This window comes from Roseateles amylovorans, from assembly GCF_025398155.2.
In the GTDB taxonomy this organism is placed as follows: Bacteria; Pseudomonadota; Gammaproteobacteria; order Burkholderiales; family Burkholderiaceae_C; genus Roseateles; species Roseateles amylovorans.
In genome coordinates this window covers 2,620,247-2,643,689 of the sequence record NZ_CP104562.2, presented here as the reverse complement: position 1 = coordinate 2,643,689, position 23,443 = coordinate 2,620,247, and the positions used below count along the sequence as shown (strand labels likewise).

General features: G+C 65.7%; 20 protein-coding genes. 7 read left to right on the top strand and 13 right to left on the bottom strand.

What is annotated here, in order from left to right; all coding sequences use genetic code 11:
* Positions 1 to 17: 17 nt before the first annotated feature.
* Both N4261_RS11170 and ettA read right to left on the bottom strand, forming a co-directional pair.
* Positions 18 to 608: a Spy/CpxP family protein refolding chaperone gene (locus N4261_RS11170; RefSeq protein WP_261760217.1), complete on the bottom strand. Its 591-nt coding sequence runs from the start codon at positions 606 to 608 to the stop codon at positions 18 to 20.
* Between the two features lie 560 nt (positions 609 to 1,168).
* Positions 1,169 to 2,833, bottom strand: coding sequence for an energy-dependent translational throttle protein EttA (gene ettA, locus N4261_RS11165; RefSeq protein WP_261760216.1), 1,665 nt, complete (start codon positions 2,831 to 2,833; stop codon positions 1,169 to 1,171).
* 335 nt (positions 2,834 to 3,168) lie between these two features.
* Here ettA and N4261_RS11160 point away from each other — a divergent pair, with 335 nt between their 5' ends.
* Positions 3,169 to 4,788: an ABC transporter substrate-binding protein gene (locus N4261_RS11160; RefSeq protein WP_261760215.1), complete on the top strand. Its 1,620-nt coding sequence runs from the start codon at positions 3,169 to 3,171 to the stop codon at positions 4,786 to 4,788.
* Positions 4,789 to 4,848: 60 nt separating this feature from the next.
* Here the strand turns inward: N4261_RS11160 and pmbA are convergent, their stop codons facing one another.
* Positions 4,849 to 6,216 carry a metalloprotease PmbA gene (gene pmbA / locus N4261_RS11155; RefSeq protein WP_261760214.1) on the bottom strand — a complete coding sequence of 456 codons (1,368 nt, stop codon included), beginning with the start codon at positions 6,214 to 6,216 and terminating at the stop codon, positions 4,849 to 4,851.
* Positions 6,217 to 6,293: 77 nt separating this feature from the next.
* Between pmbA and yjgA the strand changes: the two genes are divergently transcribed.
* From yjgA to N4261_RS11140, 3 genes are all read left to right on the top strand, one after another.
* Complete coding sequence (yjgA, locus tag N4261_RS11150; protein WP_261760213.1) at positions 6,294 to 6,953, top strand: ribosome biogenesis factor YjgA; 660 nt, start codon at positions 6,294 to 6,296, stop codon at positions 6,951 to 6,953.
* Positions 6,946 to 7,569 (top strand): molybdopterin adenylyltransferase, encoded by a 624-nt coding sequence (gene mog / locus N4261_RS11145; RefSeq protein WP_261760212.1) that lies wholly within the window; start codon positions 6,946 to 6,948, stop codon positions 7,567 to 7,569. The genes yjgA and mog overlap by 8 nt, the downstream gene beginning before the upstream one ends.
* Before the next feature lie 68 nt (positions 7,570 to 7,637).
* A complete protein-coding gene (locus tag N4261_RS11140; protein ID WP_261760211.1) occupies positions 7,638 to 8,114 on the top strand; it encodes an FKBP-type peptidyl-prolyl cis-trans isomerase in 477 nt (158 codons plus the stop codon).
* Positions 8,115 to 8,236: 122 nt separating this feature from the next.
* On the opposite strand, the gene cysE is transcribed toward N4261_RS11140, so the two are convergent.
* Together cysE and N4261_RS11130 are read right to left on the bottom strand one after the other, a co-directional pair.
* A complete protein-coding gene (cysE, locus tag N4261_RS11135; RefSeq protein WP_261760210.1) occupies positions 8,237 to 9,004 on the bottom strand; it encodes a serine O-acetyltransferase in 768 nt (255 codons plus the stop codon).
* 391 nt (positions 9,005 to 9,395) lie between these two features.
* Positions 9,396 to 10,187, bottom strand: coding sequence for an RNA methyltransferase (locus tag N4261_RS11130; protein ID WP_261760209.1), 792 nt, complete (start codon positions 10,185 to 10,187; stop codon positions 9,396 to 9,398).
* A gap of 122 nt (positions 10,188 to 10,309) precedes the next feature.
* Between N4261_RS11130 and N4261_RS11125 the strand changes: the two genes are divergently transcribed.
* On the top strand, positions 10,310 to 11,284 hold the full coding sequence (locus tag N4261_RS11125) for an inositol monophosphatase family protein (RefSeq protein ID WP_261760208.1): 975 nt from the start codon (positions 10,310 to 10,312) through the stop codon (positions 11,282 to 11,284).
* Positions 11,285 to 11,398: 114 nt separating this feature from the next.
* Here the strand turns inward: N4261_RS11125 and N4261_RS11120 are convergent, their stop codons facing one another.
* Positions 11,399 to 11,797, bottom strand: coding sequence for a hypothetical protein (locus N4261_RS11120; RefSeq protein ID WP_261760207.1), 399 nt, complete (start codon positions 11,795 to 11,797; stop codon positions 11,399 to 11,401).
* A 605-nt stretch (positions 11,798 to 12,402) separates the two neighbouring features.
* Between N4261_RS11120 and mutS the strand changes: the two genes are divergently transcribed.
* Both mutS and N4261_RS11110 read left to right on the top strand, forming a co-directional pair.
* A complete protein-coding gene (gene mutS, locus N4261_RS11115) occupies positions 12,403 to 15,003 on the top strand; it encodes a DNA mismatch repair protein MutS (RefSeq protein WP_261760206.1) in 2,601 nt (866 codons plus the stop codon).
* Between the two features lie 64 nt (positions 15,004 to 15,067).
* Complete coding sequence (locus N4261_RS11110) at positions 15,068 to 15,931, top strand: alpha/beta fold hydrolase (RefSeq protein ID WP_261760205.1); 864 nt, start codon at positions 15,068 to 15,070, stop codon at positions 15,929 to 15,931.
* A gap of 4 nt (positions 15,932 to 15,935) precedes the next feature.
* Here N4261_RS11110 and N4261_RS11105 read toward each other — a convergent pair whose 3' ends face one another.
* From N4261_RS11105 to pyrG, 7 genes are all read right to left on the bottom strand, one after another.
* Positions 15,936 to 17,681 (bottom strand): bifunctional metallophosphatase/5'-nucleotidase, encoded by a 1,746-nt coding sequence (locus tag N4261_RS11105; protein ID WP_261760204.1) that lies wholly within the window; start codon positions 17,679 to 17,681, stop codon positions 15,936 to 15,938.
* Positions 17,682 to 17,747: 66 nt separating this feature from the next.
* Positions 17,748 to 18,410, bottom strand: coding sequence for an ATP-binding protein (locus N4261_RS11100; RefSeq protein WP_261760203.1), 663 nt, complete (start codon positions 18,408 to 18,410; stop codon positions 17,748 to 17,750).
* 21 nt (positions 18,411 to 18,431) lie between these two features.
* Entirely contained in the window at positions 18,432 to 19,079 is a 648-nt protein-coding gene (gene pnuC / locus N4261_RS11095; protein WP_261760202.1) for a nicotinamide riboside transporter PnuC, read from the bottom strand.
* Positions 19,080 to 19,338: 259 nt separating this feature from the next.
* Positions 19,339 to 19,608 carry a cell division protein FtsB gene (gene ftsB / locus N4261_RS11090; RefSeq protein ID WP_261760201.1) on the bottom strand — a complete coding sequence of 90 codons (270 nt, stop codon included), beginning with the start codon at positions 19,606 to 19,608 and terminating at the stop codon, positions 19,339 to 19,341.
* Between the two features lie 281 nt (positions 19,609 to 19,889).
* Positions 19,890 to 21,176, bottom strand: a complete 1,287-nt coding sequence (eno, locus tag N4261_RS11085; protein ID WP_261760200.1) for a phosphopyruvate hydratase — start codon at positions 21,174 to 21,176, stop codon at positions 19,890 to 19,892.
* A 144-nt stretch (positions 21,177 to 21,320) separates the two neighbouring features.
* Positions 21,321 to 21,608 carry a DUF1330 domain-containing protein gene (locus N4261_RS11080; RefSeq protein ID WP_261760199.1) on the bottom strand — a complete coding sequence of 96 codons (288 nt, stop codon included), beginning with the start codon at positions 21,606 to 21,608 and terminating at the stop codon, positions 21,321 to 21,323.
* Between the two features lie 89 nt (positions 21,609 to 21,697).
* Positions 21,698 to 23,365, bottom strand: a complete 1,668-nt coding sequence (gene pyrG / locus N4261_RS11075) for a CTP synthase (protein ID WP_261760198.1) — start codon at positions 23,363 to 23,365, stop codon at positions 21,698 to 21,700.
* Positions 23,366 to 23,443 lie beyond the last annotated feature (78 nt).

Here is a 23,443-nt window from a genome sequence, read left to right as displayed (position 1 = left end):
ATAGCCGGCCTCCTGGTTCAACGGCTCGGCGGCGGGGGCGGCAGGTCACTCCCTTCACCGCGTCCGGCGCGGCCACCGTGTTCCATCATGTGCTTGACGCGCTCTTCCATGCGGGCACGGTGCTTCTTGAACTGCTCGGCCGCCTTGGCGCGCTGCTCGGCGGTGAGCACCTTGGCCGCGTCGATCGCCGCCTGCGTCAGCCGCTTGGAGACCACCTCATGCTGGGCCGCGATCTGCTGTCGCAGGGACTCGATGGCGGCGGTGTCCAGCGTCGGTGCGGCGAACTGCGCCTGCAATTGCTCGTGGAGTTGCCGCTCGGTGTCGTGCTGACCCTTCAGGTCGTTGCGGGCGACTTCGAAGATCTGCTTGATCTGCGCCCGTTGCGCGTCGCTGGCGCCGACTTCCTTGAGCAGGCGACCATCCATCATCATCGGACCGCGAGGCATACCCGGGCCGGGGCCGGGGCGGCCATGAGCGGGAGGCGCGTCCGGGCCACCGGGCGCCTTGGGTTCGGCGGCTTGCACACCGATCGCGGCCAGGCCGAGGGCGGCCACCAGGCCGAGGGCGTGGATCGAGCGAAGCGGGCGGGAGAATCGCTGGAACATCATGAACATCTCCTTGGTTTCGGGATGAGTGCATCGTCGGCGACTCAGGTAAGTTGGCCGTGGGCGGCCCGTAAAGAAAGATGAACTCCCTCAAAGAGACTTGACGCTGCCTGGCCGCTGCTTCACCGGACGTCGGCACCGCCATGCGGGATGGACGGACACACGGGACACGCCTGAAAGCGTGCGGTGACGGGCTCAGGCGTCCGGCGGAAGGTCCAAAACGCCGCGCAACCGGGTGGTGCGAAGGACGCGGGTCGGTATAGGGCTCTTTTCAAACCCGACACATTCAAAGGCACCGGGCCCCGTACCTACCGCCCGGCAGGCAGGCTGGCTGGTCGGCTGGCCCGCTGGCTGGCTGGCTGGCTGGCAGAGTGATTCGATCCGCAATGGACAGGGACGCCCGAGCGAGCCATCGAGCCCACCAATGAAAACGCCCGGGACGCCCGAGACGCTGCATGTGCGGCATCTGGGGCGCCCCGGGCGCTGTCGGGCGAGTTCGCTCGACCGTTGGCGCCGCCGCCGAAGCGGCAGTCAGCCGTTCAATCGATCAGGTGATCGATCGCTCAGGTGATCGGCTTGAAACGCACGCGCTTCGGACGCGCACCTTCTTCGCCCAGGCGCTTCTTCTTGTCGGCTTCGTACTCGTGGAAGTTGCCGTCGAAGAAGAACCACTGCGAATCCCCTTCGCAGGCCAGGATGTGGGTGCAGATGCGGTCCAGGAACCAGCGGTCATGGGAGATCACCATGGCCGAGCCGCCGAACTCCAGCAGCGCCTCTTCCAGCGCGCGCAGGGTTTCGACGTCCAGGTCGTTCGACGGTTCGTCAAGCATCAGGACATTGCCGCCCTGGGCCAGGGTCTTCGCCAGGTGCAGGCGACCGCGCTCACCCCCGGAGAGCTGGCCGACCATCTTCTGCTGGTCGTTGCCCTTGAAGTTGAAGCGGCCGATGTAGGCGCGGCTGGGCATCACGAACTTGCCGACGATGATGTTGTCCAGCCCGCCCGACACGTCTTCCCAGACCGTCTTGTTGGCATCCAGGCTCTGGCGGCTCTGGTCCACGAAGGCCAGCTTGGCCGTCTTGCCGATCTTGACCGTGCCGCTGTCGGGCTGCTCCACGCCCTGGATCATGCGGAACAGGGTCGACTTGCCGGCGCCGTTGGGGCCGATGATGCCGACGATCGCGCCCGCCGGCACCTTGAACGACAAGTTGTCGATCAGCACCCGGTCGCCGAAGCTCTTGGTCACGCCTTCGAACTCGATCACTTCATTGCCCAGGCGCTCGGCCACGGGAATGAAGATTTCATTGGTTTCGTTGCGCTTCTGGTATTCGACGTCGCTCAGCTCCTCGAAGCGGGCCAGACGCGCCTTGCTCTTGGCCTGACGGCCCTTGGCATTGGAGCGCACCCACTTCAGTTCTTCCTTCATGGCCTTGGCGCGGGCGTCTTCGGTCTTCTGCTCCTGCTCCAGGCGGCGTTCCTTCTGGTCCAGCCAGTCGGAATAGTTGCCCTTCCAGGGGATGCCGTGGCCACGGTCCAGTTCCAGGATCCATTCGGCGGCGTTGTCCAGGAAGTAGCGATCATGGGTGATCGCCACCACGGTGCCGGGGAAGCGCTGCAGGAACTGCTCCAGCCACTCGACGGATTCGGCGTCCAAGTGGTTGGTCGGTTCGTCGAGCAGCAGCATGTCGGGGCGCGACAGCAGCAGGCGGCACAGCGCCACGCGGCGCTTCTCGCCCCCGGACAGCACGCCGATGTTGGCGTCCCAGGGCGGCAGGTTCAGCGCGTCGGCAGCCAGTTCGAGCTGCAGGTCGGTGTTTTCGGAACCGGCGGCGGCAATGATGGCTTCCAGCTCGCCCTGCTCGGCGGCCAGGGCGTCGAAATCGGCGTCCGGTTCGGCGTAGGCGGCATAGACCTCGTCCAGGCGCTTCTTGGCCATCAGCACGCCGCCAATGCCCTCCTCCACCGCTTCACGGACGGTCTGGTCGGGATTGAGCTTGGGCTCCTGCTCCAGGTAGCCGATCTTGATGCCGGGCATGGGCACCGCATCGCCCTCGATCTCCTTGTCGACGCCGGCCATGATCTTGAGCAGCGTGGACTTGCCGGAGCCGTTCAGACCCAGCACGCCGATCTTGGCGCCCGGGAAGAAGGACAGCGAGATGTCCTTGAGGATGTGGCGTTTGGGAGGAACCGTCTTGTTGACGCGGTTCATCGAGAAGACGTATTGGGCCATGGCGGATGGACTCTGCTCGGTTCGTGGGTGGAATGGGCGCGCGGCTGCGGCGTCGGGCCGGAGGGAGATCCGGCCGGTCCGGCAGCCTTGACGTGTGCGCGATGCTGACGCGAGATGCACGCATACGGGGCGCGAGATTCGCATCTTGCTCGCCATGACGTCCGGCCCGCAACAACACATTGTCGCAGCTTCCGCCCCTGCCTCTAAACTCGAACGCCCTCACCGAGGGCACCACGCTTGCCCCGGACCACCCGCGAACCCGCCCACCGCCCCCGAGCGTCGCCCGCCTGTCGCACTGCCGGGGCCAATCGCCGATTGATGGAGATGCCCAGACCATGATCCTGAAGACCGCCACTCGCATCAGCACGACGCGGACTGCCCGCGCCCTGCTGCCCTGGGCGCTGGCCGCCGGCAGCCTGTTCAGCGTCGGGATCGCCAGCGCGCAAACCCTGCGCTGGGCCAGCCAGGGCGACATGCAGACCGCGGATCCACATTCGCAAAACGAAATCCTGACCAATTCCATCAATGGTCAGACTTACGAGCGCCTCGTCTCGCGGGACCAACAACTGGCCATCGTGCCGGGACTGGCCACCGAATGGACGCAGGTGAAACCCACCCTGTGGCGGCTCAAGCTGCGTCAGGGCGTGAAATTCCATGACGGCAGCCCGTTCACCGCCGACGATGTGGTCTTCTCGATCCAGCGCGCCAAGGATCCGAACTCGCAGATCAGCGTTTATGCGCAGGCGGTAGGCACGCCGAAGAAGATCGACGACCACACCGTCGACTTCCAGCTCGACAAGGTCAATCCGATCTTCCTGCAGCACCTGGACACGCTGTTCATCATGAGCAAGCGCTGGAGCGAGCAGTACAAGGTCACCAAGCCGCAGAGCTTCAAGGACCGGGAAGAGACCTATGCCGCCACCCATGCCAATGGCACCGGCCCCTACATCCTGGTGGACCGTCAGCCTGGCGTGCGCACGACCTTCAAGCGCAACCCGAACTGGTGGGGCAAGTTCGACGGCAATGTGCAGGACGCCGTCTACACGCCCATCGGCAACGATGCGACGCGGCTCGCCGCGCTGATCTCGGGCGAAATCGACTTCGTCGTCGACCCGGCGCCACGCGACATCCCCCGCCTGAAGCAGACCGCAGGCGTGAAGGTGCAGGAAGGTCCGGAGAATCGGCTGATCTTCATCGGCATGGACCAGTCACGCGACAAGTTGCTCTACGGCAAGGTCCCGGGCGACAAGAACCCGTTCAAGGACCTGCGGGTGCGCCAGGCGCTCTACCAGGCCATCGACATCAACGCCATCCGCACCAAGCTGATGAACGGCCTGAGCGTGCCCACCGGCGGACTGACGCCCTCGCCGCTGGGCGCCTTCAACGATCCGCAGCTCGAGGCCCGATTGCCTTACGACCTTGCCGCCTCGCGCAAGTTGATGTCGGATGCAGGCTTCGCCGACGGCTTTGAGGTGACGTTGGACTGCCCGAACAACCGCTACATCAATGACGAGGAGATCTGCCTGGCACTGGCCTCGATGTGGGCGCAATTGAAGGTGAAGGTCCGCGTCAATGCCCAGCCGCGGGTGCTGATGTTCCCCAAGCTGGAAAAGCTCGACACCAGCCTCTACCTTTACGGCTGGGGCGGCACCATCACCGACGCGGAAACCCTGATCACCCCGGTGCTGCGCAACCGCAGCGACAAGGGCGTCGGCAACTACAACTTCGGCAACTGGCGCGACGACAAGTTCGATGCGCTGGCGGCCGCCTCCAGCATCGAGGCCGATCCCAAGAAGCGCGAAGCCCTGATCAGGGAGGTGCTGGCCGAGTTCAAGGCGCAGATCCACCTGATTCCGCTCCATCGTCAGATGATTCCCTGGGCCACACGTCAGAACGTGACGGTGCAGCACCGCCCGGACAACTGGTTCGAGCTGCGCTGGGCGACCGTGAAATAAGCCGGGCGACCAAGAAGAAAGCCGCGGGCCCGTCATGCACGGGCGCACGGCTGGGCTCGATCAGGAACCGGCCAGTTTCATCTGCGGCAGCAGCAGCGAGCCGACGGTCTTGCCGCCCAGGGTGTAGGTGTCCGAACCGATGCCGACGATCTGCCGGAACATGTCCTTCAGGTTGCCGGCGATGGTCACTTCATTGACCGGGAAGGCGATCTCCCCGTTCTCGACCCAGTAGCCGCTGGCACCGCGGGAATAGTCCCCGGTGACGTAATTGACGCCCTGCCCCATCAGCTCGGTGACGAACAGGCCAGTGCCGAGCCGGCGAAGCATGGTGGGCAGGTCATCACCCGGCGCGGTCGCACGGCTGCGCATCGTGAGGTTGTGGGAGCCGCCGGCATGGCCGGTGGTGCGCAGACCCAGCTTGCGCGCCGAATAGGTGCTCAGGAAATAGCCCTTGAGCACGCCCGCCTCGACGACGGTACGGGGACGCGTGATGACGCCCTCGTCATCGAAGGGCGCGCTGGCCTTGCCCTTGAGCAGATGCGGATCTTCCACCACCTCGACGTGCGGGGCCAGGATCTGCTGATCCAGGCTGTCCAGCAGGAAGCTGGCCCGGCGGTAGAGCGCGCCGCCGCTGGTCGCCTGAACCAATGCGCCCAGCAAGCCGGCGGCCACCGGCGATTCAAACAGCACCGGCACGGTCGCGGTCTTGACCTTGCGGCCCTTCAGGCGTGCCAGAGCGCGCTCGGCGGCGTAGCGGCCGACGGATTCGGCGCTGGCCAGATCGGCGGCGTCACGCATCGAGCTGTACCAGGCGTCGCGCTCCATGCCCGCGCCGCGACCGGCGATCGGTGCGACCGAGAGGGAATGCCGCGAGCTGGCATAACCGCCGCGGAAGCCGCGCGAATTGCCAGTGAAGAAATGCGATTGCTGCGCCGACACGGCCGCGCCTTCGGAATTCGTGATGCGCGCATCCGTCCTCAGCGCCGCAGCTTCGCACTCCAGCGCCAGTTCGGCCGCGGCCTCGGCGGTGATCGCCCAGGGGTGGAACAGGTCCAGGGACGGGCGGGCCTCCGCGTCCAACGACAGGTCCTGCTCATCCGGCAGACCGGCGAATTCGTCCTCGGCAGTGAAGCGGGCGATGTCGTAGGCGGCGCGCACCGTGTCCTTCAGGGCCTTGACCGAGAAGTCGGAGGTGCTGGCATTGCCGCGCCGCTGGCCCAGGTAGACGGAAATGCCCAGCGACTTGTCTCGGTTGCGCTCGACATTCTCCAGCTGGCCGCGGCGAACCGACACCGACATGCCGCTGCCTTCAGACACTTCCGCACCCGCGTCCGACGCGCCGAGCTGCTTCGCTTCGGCGAGCACATCCTCGATCAACTGTCGGAACTGGTCCTGGCTGTAGGCGAATCCTTGCTCGGCTTGGCTCATGAATACGGTCTCGTGTGATGGGGCTCGCGCGGGACGACAACCGTCCGCGCGGAAATGGTCGCAATAGGGGGTCGCAAATGGGGGTCGCGACCGGGATCGACAGGGTGGCGACTATCATACGGGCGCTGCGCCCCACCCTCTCGGTCGGGGCTTCTGACCTTTCCCCCATGCAAGATTACGAAGATCCCGACGACGAACGCCCCAGCAAGAGCCAGCTCAAGCGCGACATGTCCGCGCTCCAGGCCCTGGGTGTCGATCTGCTCGCACTGCCGGAAAAGCGCATTGCCGCGCTCAATCTGCCCGAGAAGCTCAACGATGCGCTCCGGGACGCCCGCCGCAGCACCGCGCACGAGGGCAAGCGGCGGCTGCTGCAGTTGATCGGCAAGCTGATGCGCCACGTCGACCCGGAACCGATCCGGGAAGCCGTCGCGGAATTCAAGCTGGGCCGCGCCCAGGATTCGCTGGAGCTGCACCAGGCTGAACGCTGGCGCGAGCGGCTGGTCAGCGAAGACCCCGCGCTGCAGGCCTTCATCGACACCTTCGACGAAGTCGATGTCCAACAACTGCGCAGCCTGATCCGCGCCGCCCGCAAGGACCGCGCCCTGGAGCCGGAACAACGCAACGGCCGCGCCTGGCGCGAACTGTTCCAGTTCATCAAGGCCCACGTGCTGGCGGCCAAGGGCTCGACCGGGAGCGACGACGAGCAAGCCGACGCTCCGGGCAGCGACGATGAGTGAGCCCAGCGCCAGCGGCCCCGCCGCCGCATTGCAGCCCGGCCCGATCGAGCCGGTGCGGATCGGCATCGTGTCGATCAGCGACCGGGCCTCGAGCGGTGTCTACGAGGACAAGGGCCTGCCCGCGCTGCAGGACTGGCTGACCGCCGCGCTGCTCAATCCGATCACGTTCGAGCCGCGACTGATCCCGGACGAACGGGCACAGATCGCCCACACGCTGCGCGAGCTGGTGGACGACGCCCGCTGCGACCTGGTGCTGACCACCGGCGGCACCGGCCCTTCGCCGCGCGATGTCACCCCCGAAGCGACGCTGGATGTTGCGGACCGCGAGATGCCGGGATTCGGCGAGCAGATGCGCCAGATCTCGCTGCATTTCGTGCCGACGGCCATCCTGTCCCGGCAGGTGGCGGTCCTCCGGGGCCGGGCGCTGATCATCAATCTGCCGGGCCAGCCCAAGGCCATCGCCGAAACCCTCTCGGGGCATGAGGCCGCGTCTGGCATCTTTGCCGCGGTGCCGTATTGCATCGATCTGATCGGCGGCCCTTATCTGGAAACCCGCGACGAGGTGTGCGCGGCGTTCCGCCCCAAAACCGCCCGGCGCCCCGCGCGCCAGGGCTGAATGAAACGACTGATCTCATTCATCCGATGGGATCGTCACCCACGACTGAATCGAACCACCCTCCGCTCATGAAAATCACCAAAGACACCATCGCGACCGTGGAACTGAAAGTGTCCGACAAGCTCGGCCGCGTCATCGAGAAGACCGACGAACCCATGGCGCTGCTGATCGGCGGCTATGGCAACACCCTGCCGGTGGTGGAATCCACGCTGGAAGGCCAGGAAAAGGGTTTCCAGACCGTGCTGGAACTGACGCCGGAAACCGGTTTCGGTGAGCGCGACGAGGGCCTGCTGATCACCATCGCCAAGAAGGACTTCCCGCCCGGCGTCAAGGTCGGCGGCCAGTTGGAAGTCCGCGGCGAGGATGGCGAGTTCAAGGTCTTCACCGTGTCCAAGATCAAGGGCGACGCGGTGATCCTCGACGGCAACCACCCGCTGGCGGGACAGCATCTGAAGATCAGCATCAAGGTCAAGGATGTCCGCGCGGCCACGCCGGAAGAGATCGAACACGGTCACGCGCACGGCGCGCATGGCCATCATCATTGAGGGATGAGATCTCGCTTCGGGCCACTGCCGATCACGGCTGACCCGCAGCACTGAAGGCGGGGCGCGCCGCGGAAAGGTCATCATGACCTTGCCGCAGCGGATTGACGCTGGCCGTCAGCGCGTCACTTGACCAAACGGGCGAACTCGGCGGCGTCGAACTGCTCGTCCTGCTGCGCGCCGCTTGGCACGCAGTCCCGACGCTGGTCTTCGGAGAGCTTGGCCACCGCCTGCCACAGCAGCGCAATCTGATGCTCATGGCCGGCGGCGTGGTCGATCAAGCCCTTCATGGCCAGCGCGACCGGATCGTCGCCCTGGGTGACCCCGTAAGCGGAGAACCCCATGCGCGCCGCGGCAGCCTCGCGTTGGGCGTCGCCCTTGGCTTCGATGATGCGCGCCGGATTACCGACGGCGGTCGCGCCCGCCGGGACCGGCTTGGTCACCACGGCGCCAGAACCCACGCGGGCGCCTTCCCCGACGGTGAAGCCGCCCAGGATGCAGGCATTGGCGCCCACAATCACGCCGCGCTCCAAGGTCGGATGGCGTTTGGCGCCCTTCACCAGCGAGGTCCCGCCCAGGGTGACGCCCTGGTAGATGGTGCACTCGTCGCCGATCTCGGTCATCTCGCCGATGACGATGCCCATGCCGTGATCGATGAAGACGCGCCGGCCGATGGTCGCGCCGGGGTGGATCTCGATGCCGGTCAGGAACCGGCCGACATGCGAGGTGAAGCGACCCAGCCAGCGCCATCCGCGCGTCCAGAACCAACGCGCACAACGATGCAGCACCAACGCATGCAGACCGGGGTAACAGGTCAACACCTCCCAAGCCGAGCGAGCGGCAGGGTCGCGTTCGAGGATGCAAGCGATGTCTTCGCGAAGACGCTGAAACATGAGGGACGCAGCGGTGGGCTGTCCTGGATGGAGGATGGGATGCACGCGGCCAGCGACGGCCGGGCAGGACACTGGGCGCAGACCCCAAGGTCATGAACGCCAGCGGGCGGCCAGTTTAGCGGCGGGCGCCAACCTTGCTTCGGTCAGGCTCTCTGGGATGGAGGGCAGCTCGGGTCGCCGCTCGTCGCTCGTCGCTTCACCACGAACGCCCGATCGCGGAGTCATGTGTCAACGCCCTGCGACAGGCGATTCCTGCGCTGCGACGGTCGTCAGGCACCTCATGCGGTGCTGCGGTCGTCGGACGCGTCATGCGCTGCTGCGGTCGTCAGGCGCTGCGTGCGCTGCTGGAGCCCTCAAACGCTCTCGGGCAACGGCGCTCAGCGCTCAGCGCTCAGCGGTCAGCGGGCCCGGTTTTCTCGATGGCACGCGCGATCCCGCGCAGGATATGGACCTCCTCCTGCGTGAGGCCGGCCCGATTGAAGAGCTGATTCAGTCGTGGCATCAATTTCTTGGGCGACGCCGGATCCAGGTAGCCGAGATGAATCAGGCTGCGCTCCAGATGCTGCAGCAGACCTTGAACCGACTGTGCATCGGCCCATTGCGGGTCGGCGGTCCGGGCCTGGACGGGGAACCCGCCGAGTGCCTGCCGCCAGTCGTACGCCAGCAGTTGAACGGCCTGCGCCAGATTGAGCGAGCCGTAGTCCGGATGCGTCGGGATGGACAGCACCGCATGGGCGCGATAGACGTCCTCGTTGCTCATCCCATACCGTTCGGAGCCGAACACAAACGCCACCTGCGGCGTGGTTCTCGCAGCACCCGGCGCAGCGCCCCCCGCCAGCTCGGCGAAGAGTTCACGTGGCATGCGGGTCGGCGGCCCGAAATCGCGCGGAGTCATGGCGGTGGCGCACACGAAGGTGCAGCCGTCCAGCGCATCCTCCAGCCGATCGACGATGCGGGCGCGCGCCAGGATGTCGGCCGCACCGCTGGCCATGGCGACGGTGTCTTCCTGGCTCAGCACATCGGCGAAGCGGGGCCTGACCAGCACCAGATCGCGAAAGCCCATGACCTTCATCGCACGGGCGGTCGAGCCGACATTGCCGGGATGGCTGGTCTCGATCAGCACGAAACGTGTCGGATCCAACGCCGGAGCGGGTGCGCCGGGATCGGCGGAGGATGGGGGCATAGGGGAAACCACGACTCTGTGCCAAAATCGCGCATTATCCGCGCCGACGATGGGCTCACGCCCTTTGTGGCGCGTTGCTCTTTCCCTTCGCCAGTCCATCTCCAGCACAGGAATCGTCCCGCATGACGCAAGTTGCCCTTCATCCCATGCTCAACGTCGCCATCAAGGCGGCGCGAACCGCCGGCGCCATCATCAACCGCGCGTCGATGGATCTGGACATCCTGAAGATCAACACCAAGTCGCCCAATGACTTTGTGACCGAGGTGGACCAGGCCGCAGAAGCGGCCATCATCGAAACCCTGCTGCAGGCCTACCCTGACCACGGCATCCTCGCCGAAGAGTCCGGCCGCACCCACGGCGCCCGTCATTCCGAATACCAATGGATCATCGATCCGCTGGACGGCACCACCAATTTCATCCACGGCCTCCCGGTCTATTGCGTGTCGATCGCCCTGGCACACCGCAACGTGGTGCAACAGGCCGTCGTCTACGACCCGACCCGCAACGACCTCTTCTACGCCACCAAGGGCCGCGGCGCCTACCTCAACGACAAGCGCCTGCGCGTGTCCAAGCGCACCCGCATGAGCGACGCGCTGATCGGCACCGGCTTCCCCTTCCGCCGCGGCGACAACTTCAAGCGCTACATGAAGATGTTCGAGGAGGTCATGACCCAGTGCGCCGGCCTGCGCCGCCCTGGCGCTGCCGCCCTGGACCTCTGCTACGTGGCCGCCGGCTACTACGACGCCTTCTTCGAAACCGGCCTCAACCCCTGGGACGTGGCCGCTGGTTCGCTGATCATCACCGAGGCAGGTGGTCTGGTCGGCAACTTCACCGGTGAATCGGACTTCCTGTTCCAGCGCGAAATCGTGGCGGGCAGCCCGAAGATCTACGGCCAATTGGTGCAGACGCTCACCCCGTACACCCGCGTGATCAAGGCGGAAGACCTGGAGGCCGATGCGCAAGGCGAGGGATCGCCCAACGCCAGCGCCACATCCGCCAAGCCGGCAGCCGCGACTGCCGCCGATGCGGTGGCTGAAGCCGCCCAGAAAAAGCGCGGACCTGTCCGGATCAAGAAGACCGAGGACAGCGAGGGCTGAACGTCGCCCCTCAGGACCGGCCTGTGAGCGAACCTCACGATCAGCCCCGCCCTCGAGCGGGGCTTTTTCATGCCTCGCAGCGGTGCGGTTCACCCGCCTCTCGCAGGTCATGGCTCAGGGCGCCTCCTCCGTCGTCCTGGGCGACGATTCCCGCACGCGGCTCGAGGCATTGGAGGGCGGCGCCGCCACACCCCCCGCTGCCAAGGGCGCGCTGGCATCCAATCGAGGCGCGCCCAGCACGTCCAGACGCTGATTCAGTTGGCGGAATTGTTCGGTCAGCTCATGCTGATGCTGTTGATAGACACTGCCCGCACGGACCGATTGGATGGTGGTCTGTTGCACCGCCCACACCGCCCCATACACCCCGGTGACCACGGTCAACACCGGAACCACCCACCACCAGCGGAGATTGCCCACGCGCAGGGCCAGATCCTCCACTTGCTTGGCGAGCGCGTCGATTCGGCGGGACACGCCTTCCAGCTGCAGTTGCAGCAGCTTGACCTCCGCGCGCACCTCTTGGCGGAGGGCGCCCAGCTTTGCGTCGTGCTCTTCTCGCCCAATGGGGTGGAACGAACGCTCATTCCGCGAGCGCGAAGGGCTGTCTTGACGTTGTCCATGACGCTGGCCATCGGGACGTTCGTGCAGCCATTCTTGTGAAGGTTCCTGCGGAAGTTCGTGGGCGCGCTCATGCGGGCGCTCATGCAGGCGATCGCTTGGTCGATCGTGCGGTCGATCGTGTGGTCGATCGTTTCGACGCTCGTCGGCATGGTCCCAATGAGACACTGCGGGCCGGGCCTCGTGGGCCGCCGGCTCGCTCATGGGCTCTGCCGGGCGCTGCCCACCGGTGGACCTCTCCGGCAGGGGTGAGGGTGTCAAGAACGCGGCGGCGGTCGCGCCCTTCATCGTGATGTCTGCGGTCGTCATGTCCTGCTCTCCGTCAAGGGGTGAAACACAGGGGTTCAGACTAGTCCCGCAGGCGGCTCACCTCAATCGCGCAAAAGCGGGCACTCCGAAGGGGGGCGTTGGACGGACCTTGAGCCGCCCCCTCTGCCCTACACTGTCGCCTCCAGACCCCCCAAGCCCTCGGTCAGAGGGCTTTGTTCATTTCCAGACGCCCGATGAGCAGTCCCGCGACCGACGATTTCAGCCAGCACACACCGATGATGCAGCAGTACCTGCGCATCAAGTCGGAGTATCCGGAGACCCTCGTCTTCTACCGGATGGGCGACTTCTATGAGGTGTTCTACGACGACGCCCGCAAAGCGAATCAGTTGCTGGACGTCACCCTCACCACGCGAGGCCAAAGTGGCGGCGCGCCGGTCGTCATGGCTGGCGTTCCCGTGCATGCCCTGGACGCCTATCTCGCCAAGCTGATCAAACTGGGCGAGCCCGTGGCCATCGCCGAACAGATCGGCGAAGTCGGCGCCACCAAAGGGCCGGTCGAGCGCAAAGTGGTCCGGGTGGTCACGCCCGGCACCGTCACCGATGCTGAGTTGCTCGCCGACAAGCAGGACGCCATCCTGCTGTCCGTCGCCACGCAGGGCAAGACCTTCGGCCTGGCCTGGCTCTCATTGACCCAAGGCGAACTGGGCCTGGCGCAATGCGGAGAACGTGAACTGGCCTCCTGGCTGGCCCGCCTCGCTCCTGCCGAAGTGCTGGTGGACCGCGAGCGCCACCCCGCCGCCGTACTCGCCGCGCGGCTGCCCATCACCAACCGCCCCAGTTGGCAGTTCGACACCAGCCTCGGCCAACGCAAGTTGTGCGAGCAACTCGGTGTCGCGAGCCTTCAGGGCTTCAATGCGCAGGATCTGCCAACGGCGCATGCGGCCGCTGCGGCGCTGCTGTCCTTTGCAGAACACACCCAGGGCCGTGCGCTCTCGCATGTGAAGCGCCTGCAGGTCCAGCGCGCGACCGATCTGCTGGATCTTCCGCCCGCCAGCCAGCGCAACCTGGAACTCACCCAGACCCTGCGCGGCGAGACCTCGCCCACGCTGCTGTCCTTGCTGGACACCTGCCGCACCGGCATGGGCAGCCGCGCGCTGCGTCACTGCCTGCTGAACCCGCCGCGCGACCGCACGATCGCCCGCGCTCGGCAGGATGCGATCGCCGAACTGCTGGCCACCGGCTTCGATCCACTGCGCGAAGCCTTGCGCCAGGTATCTGACGTCGAACGCATCTCCGCGCGCATCGCGCTGCGGCAAGTCCGACCGCGGGAACTGGCGGGCCTTCGCGCCACCCTGCAGATCCTGCCCGAACTTGCCCAGACGGTGCCCGCCGGCTCCGCCCTGCTGGATGAGTTGGCCGTCGGCCTCGGCGCATCCCCTCATTTGGCCGAATTGCTGACCCGCGCCATTGCCGAAGAGCCCGCCGCGTTGTTGCGCGAAGGCAATGTGATCGCCACCGGCTTCGACGAACAACTCGACGAGCTGCGAAGCATCCAGACCAACTGCGACGACTTCCTGCTGGATCTCGAGACCCGCGAACGGGCTCGCACCGGCATCACCAACCTGCGCGTGCAGTACAACAAGGTGCATGGCTTCTACATCGAAGTCACCACCAGCGGCCTCGACAAGGTGCCGCTCGACTATCAGCGCCGCCAGACACTCAAGAACGCCGAACGCTTCATCACGCCCGAGCTCAAGACCTTCGAAGACAAGGCCCTGTCGGCGCAGGAACGCGCGATGGCGCGTGAGAAGCTGCTTTATGAGCTGGTCATCGACCAACTGGGCGAGGAGCTCCCTGCCCTGGGCCGACTGGCGCGCTCCCTGGCCACCCTGGACCTGCTGGCCGCCATGGCTGAACGTGCCGCAACCCTGAACTGGTGCCGGCCCGAGTTCGTGACCCACCCCTGTATCGACATCCAGGCCGGCCGCCACCCGGTGGTCGAATCCCGCCTGCGGGAAACCGGCAGCGGCGAGTTCATGGCCAACGACTGCCGACTCGACGCCCGCACCAAACTGCTGGTGATCACCGGCCCCAACATGGGCGGCAAGAGCACCTTCATGCGGCAGGTGGCCCTGATCGCCCTGCTGGCATCCATCGGCGCCTATGTGCCCGCAGCGGCCTGCCGGCTCGGACCGATCGATGCGATCCACACCCGCATCGGCGCGGCGGACGACCTCGCCAACGCCCAGTCGACCTTCATGCTGGAGATGACCGAGGCAGCGGCCATCCTGCACAGCGCCACGGAACAGTCGCTGGTGCTGATGGACGAGATCGGCCGCGGGACCTCGACCTTCGATGGTCTGGCATTGGCCGGCGCGATCGCGACCCATCTGCACGACAAATGCCGCGCGTTCACGCTGTTCGCCACCCACTATTTCGAGTTGACCGAGTTCCCGGCCAAGCACACGCAGGCGATCAACATGCATGTGTCGGCGGTGGAAAGCGGCGAGGACATCGTCTTCCTGCACGAGATTCAACCCGGGCCCGCCAGCCGGAGCTACGGCGTGCAGGTGGCCCGGCTGGCCGGCATGCCCGCCCCGGTGGTCCGTCAGGCGCGTGCGGCGCTGGAAGCCCTCGAAGCCCGCGCCAGCGAAGACGAGAGCCAGATCGACTTGTTCGCCGCACCGCCAGAGCCTGCCCCGGGTGCCCTGGCGGCGGATGAGCCCTCCCCGCTGCTGGACGCGCTGCGCGATCTCGATCCCGACGCGCTCAGCCCGAGAGAGGCGCTCGCCGCGCTCTATCAGTTGAAGTCCTTGGCTTCGGGACGGCTTTAACCACCGCCTGGCCACTGCACCGCCGCCAATCCACGATCATCGCCACGCACCTGACGCCCCTTCCATGAGCCCAGCGACCCACGCGATGCCCCCCTCTCAGCCTGACGGACCGAAGACCCTGGTCTTCTCCCACGCCAATGGCTTCCCGTCCGGCTGCTATCGGGTGCTGTTCGAGACCTGGGAAGCGGCAGGCTGGCAGGTGCATGCGTTGCCGCGCATCGGACACGATCCGCGCTATCCGGTCACCAGCAACTGGCCGCACCTGCGGGACGAACTGCTGGGCTTCATTCAGGACGAGGTGCGACCGCAAGGTCCGGTGATGCTGGTCGGCCACTCGCTGGGCGGCCTGTTGTCGCTGCTGGCGGCCTGCCGAAAACCGGCGCTGGCGCAGGGTCTGGTGATGCTGGATTCGCCGGTCGTGGACGGCTGGCGGTCGCACAGTCTGCAGGTGGTGAAAGCCGCGGGGCTGATCCACCGCGTGTCGCCGGGAAAGATCTCTCGGCAACGCCGCCATGAATGGCCGACGCGTGAGGACGTCCACACCCATTTCGCGACGAAGGGGAAGTTCGCCCGCTGGGATCCACGGGTGCTGCAGGACTATGTCGCCAGCGGATTCGATGAGCAGGCGGACGGTCGCATCCAACTGGGCTTTCAACGCGAAATCGAGACCCGCATCTACAACACCCTGCCCCACAACCTGCCACGCATCCTCAAACGCCACGCACCGAAATGCCCTGTGGCCTTCATCGCAGGCACGCAGTCCGAAGAACTGCGCCAGGCCGGTGCTGGCGCATCAAAGGCGTTGGCGAAGGACCTCTTCCGCTGGTTTGAGGGCACCCATCTCTACCCGTTCGAACGCCCGGACGACACCGCGGCGCTGGTGCTCGAATTGATGGCAGCCATGCGCGCCAAGGCGCACACGGCCTGATGCGTCAATCGTCGATGCGCACCGAGCGCGTCAGCAAGCTGGGCTGAACGGGCGTCGTGCCCTGCAACTTGAAATAGGTTTCCAGGGCGTCCACGTCCATCGGCCCGGTCTGCACCAGTCGGCCCTTGGTGAGGGTGGTGAAGCCGTCGCCACCGGCTTGCAGGAAGGCGTTGATGGTCACTCGCAATTTCTGATCCGAGGTGATCGGCTGGCCGTTGAGCATCAGGCTGTCCGGCAGGATGCGCTGACCCGCCGGACGACGCTTGTCCCAGCGATAGCTGAAGCCCTGAGACACCTGCAGCGGCAGGAAGCGGCTGTCGTTCACCTGCCATTGCTGCTCGAGCACCTCACGCAATTGCGCGCCGGTGTACTCCATCACCACCAGCGCATTGGAGAACGGCAGTGCGGCAAACAGGTCGCCGAAGGTGACGCGGCCGTCGTCGCGTCGGATCAATCCGGTACGAACCCCGCCGATGTTGGTCAACGCCAATTGCGCGCCGCCGGCCGAACTCGCCGCCGTGGAGGCCAGCATCGCATCGGCCACGAGTTGGCCCATGGTGGTGCCGCCGCCCTTGTCCCGGTCACCATCCTCCTTGCTGAGCGGGCGGGCGAGGAACCCCACCGGTCGCTCGATCAACGGATTGGCCAGGCGCTGATAGGACGCGATCAATGCCGTCTGGGCGGGATCCTTGGCAATCTCGGGGCGAACGACCAGGTTCTCAGCCCGTGCTTCGACCAGCCGGCCGGACCGGCGATCGATCTGCAGATCGATCTCACTGACCAGCGTGCCGTACTTGTCGCCGCTGGTGACCAACCGACCGTCTATCCGACAGTTGTAGGCACGGTGGGTGTGTCCGGAGACGACCAGCCCCACGCTGGGATCCAGTTGCTTGACGATGTCCACAATCGGACCCGAGATCCCCGGGCATTCGTTGTAGCTGCCAGTCGGAACGCCGCCTTCATGGATCAGCACCACGACGGTGTGCACGCCCTGTCGCTGGAGTTCGGGGACCAGGCGATTGACGGTCTGGGCCTCGTCGTCGAAACGGAGTCCGGCCACGCCGGTCGGGCTGACCAGATTGGGCGTGTCTTTCAGGGTCAGGCCGATGAAGCCGACAGGCACGCCATCAAACCGCTTGATGCTGTAGGCGGGCAGTACCGGGCGCCCGGTCGCGGTGTCGATCGTGCTGGCCGCCAGGTACTGGTAACGCGCGCCGGTGAACGGGGTCGGCCCCTTGCAACCATCCTTGAGATGACAACCGCCGTTCTGCTTGCGCAGCAGCTCCGTCAGTCCCTGATCGAATTCATGATTGCCGACGGCCGACAGATCCAGACCCATCAGTCCCAGGGATTCGATCGTGGGCTCGTCATGGAACAGTGCCGACAGCAGCGGGCTGGCACCCACGAGATCGCCTGCAGCGACGAAGACATGGTTGGGGTTCTTCGCCTTCAATGCCTGGACGACAGTCGCCATGCGCTCCGCGCCGCCCGCGCCCAACGTCAAGGTCTCCCCGGTTTGCGGATCGCGAAGCTTGATGCCACCGGCTGGCGGCATCAGATTACCGTGGAAATCGTTGATCGCCAGCACCTTCACCGCCACCGTGGCCGCGTTCACCGTCGACGTCGACTTCAACGCAGACGGGGCGGGGGCGCTCGGCGGAGCGTCTGGCGGTGCCGTCATGCTGGCGCACGCGGCGAGCACGGCGCTGCTCAGCAGCAGAAGGAAATGACGCGGAACCAGTCGATTCATGAGGGCACTCCGAGGTCCTGCAAACCTCTGCGATCGGGGACGGCGGATTGTGCCTCGCCGACAGGTTCAAAGCCGTGTTTGACGGCTCGCGTGTTCGCAGTCCGGGTCGTCGCAGTTGTCGCAGCGCCAATCGCCCCCCAGGCGCTCGCCGCGCTGAAGCAGTCGACCGAACAGACCGTCTTCTCGACCGAGATGAGGACGCAGCAGCGGTCCCAGCGCGTTCAAGGCTTGCGCCAAGCGCGCCCCACCCTCTCCGGCCACCAGGCTGTAGCCCAGCCCTGAACCGCGGAGCGCGCGCCGGATCGCCTGATCGACCGGGCCGCGCACCTGCGGGCCATCCCGCTGCAGGCCATCGGCCACCCAGGGGAGGTCCAGCGCCATGAGCAAGGTCGCATCCATGCCGGCCTGCACGCGCAGTGCGAACGGATAGAGACTGTCATCCTGAAACAGCAGGTCGCTGTAGATGGCGGTCATCAGCGGCGTGGTGTCGTGCAGCACGAGGTCATGGGCCTGCGCAGCGACGTCGGCGCGACGATGCTGCTCCTGGGCGATGGCCATCTGCTCGTCCGGGCGTGGCGTGCGGCCCTCCCGGTCGCACCACTCACGCAGGAACTCCGGGACCAGGGCACATCGCAGCCGGGTCTGATCGCACAGATGGCGCAGCAGGTCCTGACCGAGCTGACTCTTGCCGGTGCTCTCGGCCCCGAGGAGCGCGATGTGAAGCGCCATGTCGAACCTGGCGGTCGCGGGTCAGGCCGGCACCGGCGCGCCCAGCTGACGTTGCCACGCACGCCAACCCGCCACCGACATCGGTACGAAGACCGCATACAGCACCACCGTCAGCCAGTAGCCCTTGAGCGCAAACAGGGCAATGCTGACCAGATTCACCAGCACCCAGACGGGCCAGTTTTCCTGGTACTTGCGACCCAGCAACCATTGCCCAGTGATGCTGGCCACGGTGGGCAAGGCATCCCAATAGGGCAGCGGCGAATCCGTGCGGTGTTGAAGGAAGAGCCCCAACAACGGCCAGGCCGCCAAGGTGACCAGCAAGGCGGCCCAACGGCCTCGGGGCCCCAGTGTGCGAACACGCAGCGCCTGACCATCCGCCGTCCGGCCGCGCAACCATTGCCACCAGCCCCAGAGCGACAAGGCGGCGAACAACAATTGCAACGAGGCCTCGCCATAGAGCTTGCCGCTCCAGAACAGGAGGAAGTACAGCAGCGAACTGCTCAGCGCCAGCGGCCAGGCCAGCACTTGAACCCGCATGTTGCACACGACCATCCAGATGGCCAGGACGAAGGCGACCAGTTCCAGCCAACTGATGGGACTGCCCAGGGCGGTGAACGCCGGAGCGAGCATCAACGACACGAGGGACTGAAGCGACGGCAGAGCATCCATGGATCACTCAGGGGTTCAATGGCGCAAGGCTAGCCCGCCAGGCTGACGACGAGGCCCGCCTCGGGAATTCGGGAACACCGAGACCCGGCAACCCGGAGCCTCGGGAGCTCGACGAATCCTGAACTCCAAGACTCGCGGAGCCCGCAAGTCGGCAAGTCGGCAAGTCGGCAGGTCGGCAGGTCGGCAGATCGACACATCGGCGCAACGGCAGCGGACGGACCAAGATCGAGTCGATCGGAACAGACACCGCCGAGGCGACTCAGCGACGCAGCGGAACGAAGACTTCGTCCGGCTTGACCATGCCCAGTTCGAGCCGGGCCTTTTCCTCGACCATCTCCAGGCCTTCGCGAAGGTCCAGCAGTTCGGCCTGCAATTGTGCGTTGCGGGCCCGCGCCTTCTCGTTGGCCTCCATCTGCTCACGCAGTTCGGCCCGCAACTGGACGCCGCGCGCCAGCCCGCCCTTGCCAAACCAGAGCTGGGCCTGGATGGCGACAAGGAAGGCTGTGAGGACGATGGCCAGGGCTTTCACGGCCAGAAGTGTAGCCGCAGCGCGGTGGCAGGCATTGCCCGGCACCTACCGCATTCAGGTGGGGCGTGTTGGCCATCACGGTCCGCCATCAGGGGCCGCCACCACGGCTGATGAATGCCCCGGATGACAGGTCATGACCGCCGCGCCGCCACCCTACCGACCCCTACTGACCCCTGTCGGCCCCATCCAATCTGATCCGCAACGGCCTGATCGGATGGGACACCGGCCGCAGTCCAGGGGCGCAACACGCCGCCACCCGGAATGCCGGCCCCTGCGGGCGATCAGCGCAGGTTGTAGAACGCCGAACGGCCAGGATAGACCGCCACGTCGCCCAGGTCTTCCTCGATGCGCAGCAGCTGGTTGTACTTGGCCATGCGGTCGGACCGCGACAGCGAACCGGTCTTGATCTGACCCGCGTTCAAGCCGACGGCGATGTCGGAAATCGTCGAGTCTTCGGTCTCGCCCGAACGGTGCGAGATGACGGCGGTGTAGCCAGCGCGCTTGGCCATCTCGATGGCCGCGAAGGTCTCGGTCAGGGTGCCGATCTGGTTGATCTTGATCAGGATCGAATTGGCGATGCCCTTGTCGATGCCTTCCTTCAGGATCTTGGTGTTGGTGACAAACAGGTCGTCGCCGACCAGCTGCACCTTCTCGCCCAGCTTCTCGGTGATGTGCTTCCAGCCATCCCAGTCCCCTTCGGCCATGCCGTCCTCGATCGAGATGATCGGGTACTTGTCGACCCAGGTGGCCAGCATGTCGGTCCACTGCTCAGCGCTCAGCTGGATGCCGCCCTCGCCTTCCAGGACGTACTTGCCGTCCTTGTAGAACTCGCTGGCAGCGCAGTCCAGGCCGAGCGCGATCTGTTCGCCGGCGGTGTAGCCGGCCTTGTCGATGGCTTCCAGGATCAACTGGATGGCCGCCTCGTGGCTTTCCACGCTGGGGGCAAAACCGCCTTCGTCGCCGACGGCGGTGCTGATGCCCTTGTCGTGCAGGATCTTCTTCAGCGCATGGAAAACCTCGGCACCCCAACGCAGGGCCTCGCGGAACGACGGTGCGCCCACGGGGATGATCATCAGCTCTTGCAGGTCCAGCGTGTTGTTGGCGTGCGCGCCGCCGTTGATGACGTTCATCATCGGGACCGGCAGTTGCACCCCACCCATGCCGCCGAAGTAGCGGTACAGCGGCAGGCCGGATTCTTCGGCCGCCGCACGCGCCACTGCCATCGACACCGCCAGCATCGCATTGGCGCCCAGGCGGCTCTTGTTGTCGGTGCCGTCCAGGTCGATCAGGGTCTTGTCCAGGAAGGCCTGTTCCGACGCGTCCAGCCCCAGCACCGCTTCCGAGATCTCGGTGTTGATGTGCTCGACGGCCTTCAGCACGCCCTTGCCCAGGTAGCGCGACTTGTCGCCGTCACGCAGTTCGATCGCTTCACGCGAGCCGGTGGACGCGCCGGAAGGCACGGCCGCACGGCCCATCACGCCGGACTCCAGCAGCACGTCGCATTCCACGGTGGGATTGCCGCGGCTGTCGAGGATCTCTCGGCCGACGATATCAACAATGGCGCTCATGGGAACAGTCTCCAGAAGTGAAAAATCTTGTCGGCGCGCATGGTGCCAGCTTGTAGTTACCTGCGCAGAACAATCGATCCACGGACGCACGTGGCCAGCACGGCGGGCGGTGTCGAGGCGATCGTCATCAAGGTGACGCGCGGATCACACACCGTCGACCAACACCATGCGCATGACGCCGGCGTTCTCGCGCAGCGACTTGGCATGTTGGTAGGTCTCGGAGTGATAGAAGCCCTTGGCGGCTTCGCGGTCGGCGAACTTCAGCACGACCAGACGGCCCGGGGTCCACGGGCCTTCCAGCACCTCGAACTCGCCGCCACGCACCAGCACCTCCGCCCCATGCTCCTTCATCGCCTTGGTGCTCCATTCGCGATAGATCGCCATCTGGGCGGCATCGGTCACGGTCACGTCGATCAGGATGAAGGCGGGCATGGGCGAGGTCTCGGGCGGGTTCGCGGGGCGCTGACGCGGCCTGTGGAAGGAAGCGCGGCGTCGGTTGGTCTCAGCGGTCTCAGGCGGTCTCAGGCGGCCTTGGCTTCAGGATGGGCCTTGGCCTTGTGCTCGAGCGCGGCCTTGATGAAGGCGATGAAGAGCGGGTGGCCGTCCCAAGGGGTGGACTTGAACTCCGGGTGGAACTGCACGCCCATGTACCAGGGGTGCACCTCGCGCGGCAGTTCGACGATCTCGGTCAGCTTCTCGCGCTGGGTGATCGCGGAGATCACCAGGCCGGCGTGCTGCAGCTGATCCAGATAGTGCTCGTTGGCCTCGTAGCGATGACGATGGCGTTCGGTCACAACCGGGCCGTAGATCTCATAGGCCAGCGTGCCCGGCTTGACGTCGGAGCTCTGGGCACCCAGGCGCATCGTGCCGCCCAGATCGGACTTCTCGTCGCGCTTCTGGATGGTGCCGTCTGCATCCTGCCACTCGTCGATCAGCGCGATCACCTTGTGCTGCGCGTCGGGTTCGAACTCGGTGGAGTTCGCGCCCGCGAGGTCAGCCTTGTGACGGGCATATTCGATGGTCGCGACCTGCATGCCCAGGCAGATGCCCAGGTAGGGGGTCTGGTGCTCGCGGGCGTACTGGGCCGCCAGGATCTTGCCTTCCACGCCGCGCTTGCCGAAACCGCCCGGCACCAGAATCGCGTCGTACTGGCTGAGCTGGCGAATGCCGTCCGCATCCAGCGTTTCGGAATCGACGTACTCGATGTTCACCCGCGCATGGTTGTGGATGCCGGCGTGGCGCAGGGCCTCGTTCAGCGACTTGTAGCTGTCCGACAGATCGGTGTACTTGCCGCACATCGCGATCGTGACTTCGGTCTTGGGGTTCTCGACCTCGCTGACCAGGGTGTCCCAACGCTTGAGGTCGGCCGACTTGGTGTTGAGCTGCAGCTTGGTGCAGATCAGTTGATCCAGACCCTGCTCATGCAGCACGCGAGGCACCTTGTAGATGGTGTTCACGTCCCACATCGAGATCACGCCGTATTCGGGGACGTTGGTGAACAGCGAGATCTTCTCGCGCTCATCGTCCGGGATGCGGCGGTCGGCACGGCACAGCAGCGCGTCGGGCTGGATACCGATTTCGCGCAGCTTCTGGACGGTGTGCTGGGTGGGCTTGGTCTTGAGTTCACCGGCCGCGGCAATCCACGGCACATAGGTCAGGTGAACATAGGCGACATTGGTCGGACCGAGCTTCAGGCTCATCTGCCGAGCGGCTTCCAGGAAGGGCAGCGACTCGATGTCGCCCACGGTACCGCCGATTTCGACGATCGCCACATCCACCGCATCCGGCGTGCCATGACCGGCACCGCGACGGATGAACTCCTGCATCTCGTTGGTGATGTGCGGGATGACCTGCACCGTCTTGCCGAGATAGTCGCCGCGACGTTCCTTCTCCAGCACGGACATGTAGATCTGTCCGGTCGTGAAGTTGTTGCTCCGCTTCATCCGCGTGGTGATGAAGCGCTCATAGTGGCCCAGGTCCAGGTCCGTCTCGGCGCCGTCGTCGGTCACGAAGACTTCGCCATGCTGGAACGGGGACATCGTGCCCGGATCCACGTTGATGTAGGGATCCAGCTTGATGAGGGTGACCTTGAGGCCGCGGGACTCGAGCAAGGCGGCGAGAGAGGCCGATGCGATGCCCTTGCCGAGGGAGGACACGACACCGCCGGTGACGAAGACGTACTTGGTCATTGTCTTGCAGCGCCTGGGTACTCCGATGGGATCCCAAAAACGCCGTGGTGGTAAAGCGCGATTATATAGGTCGGCTCT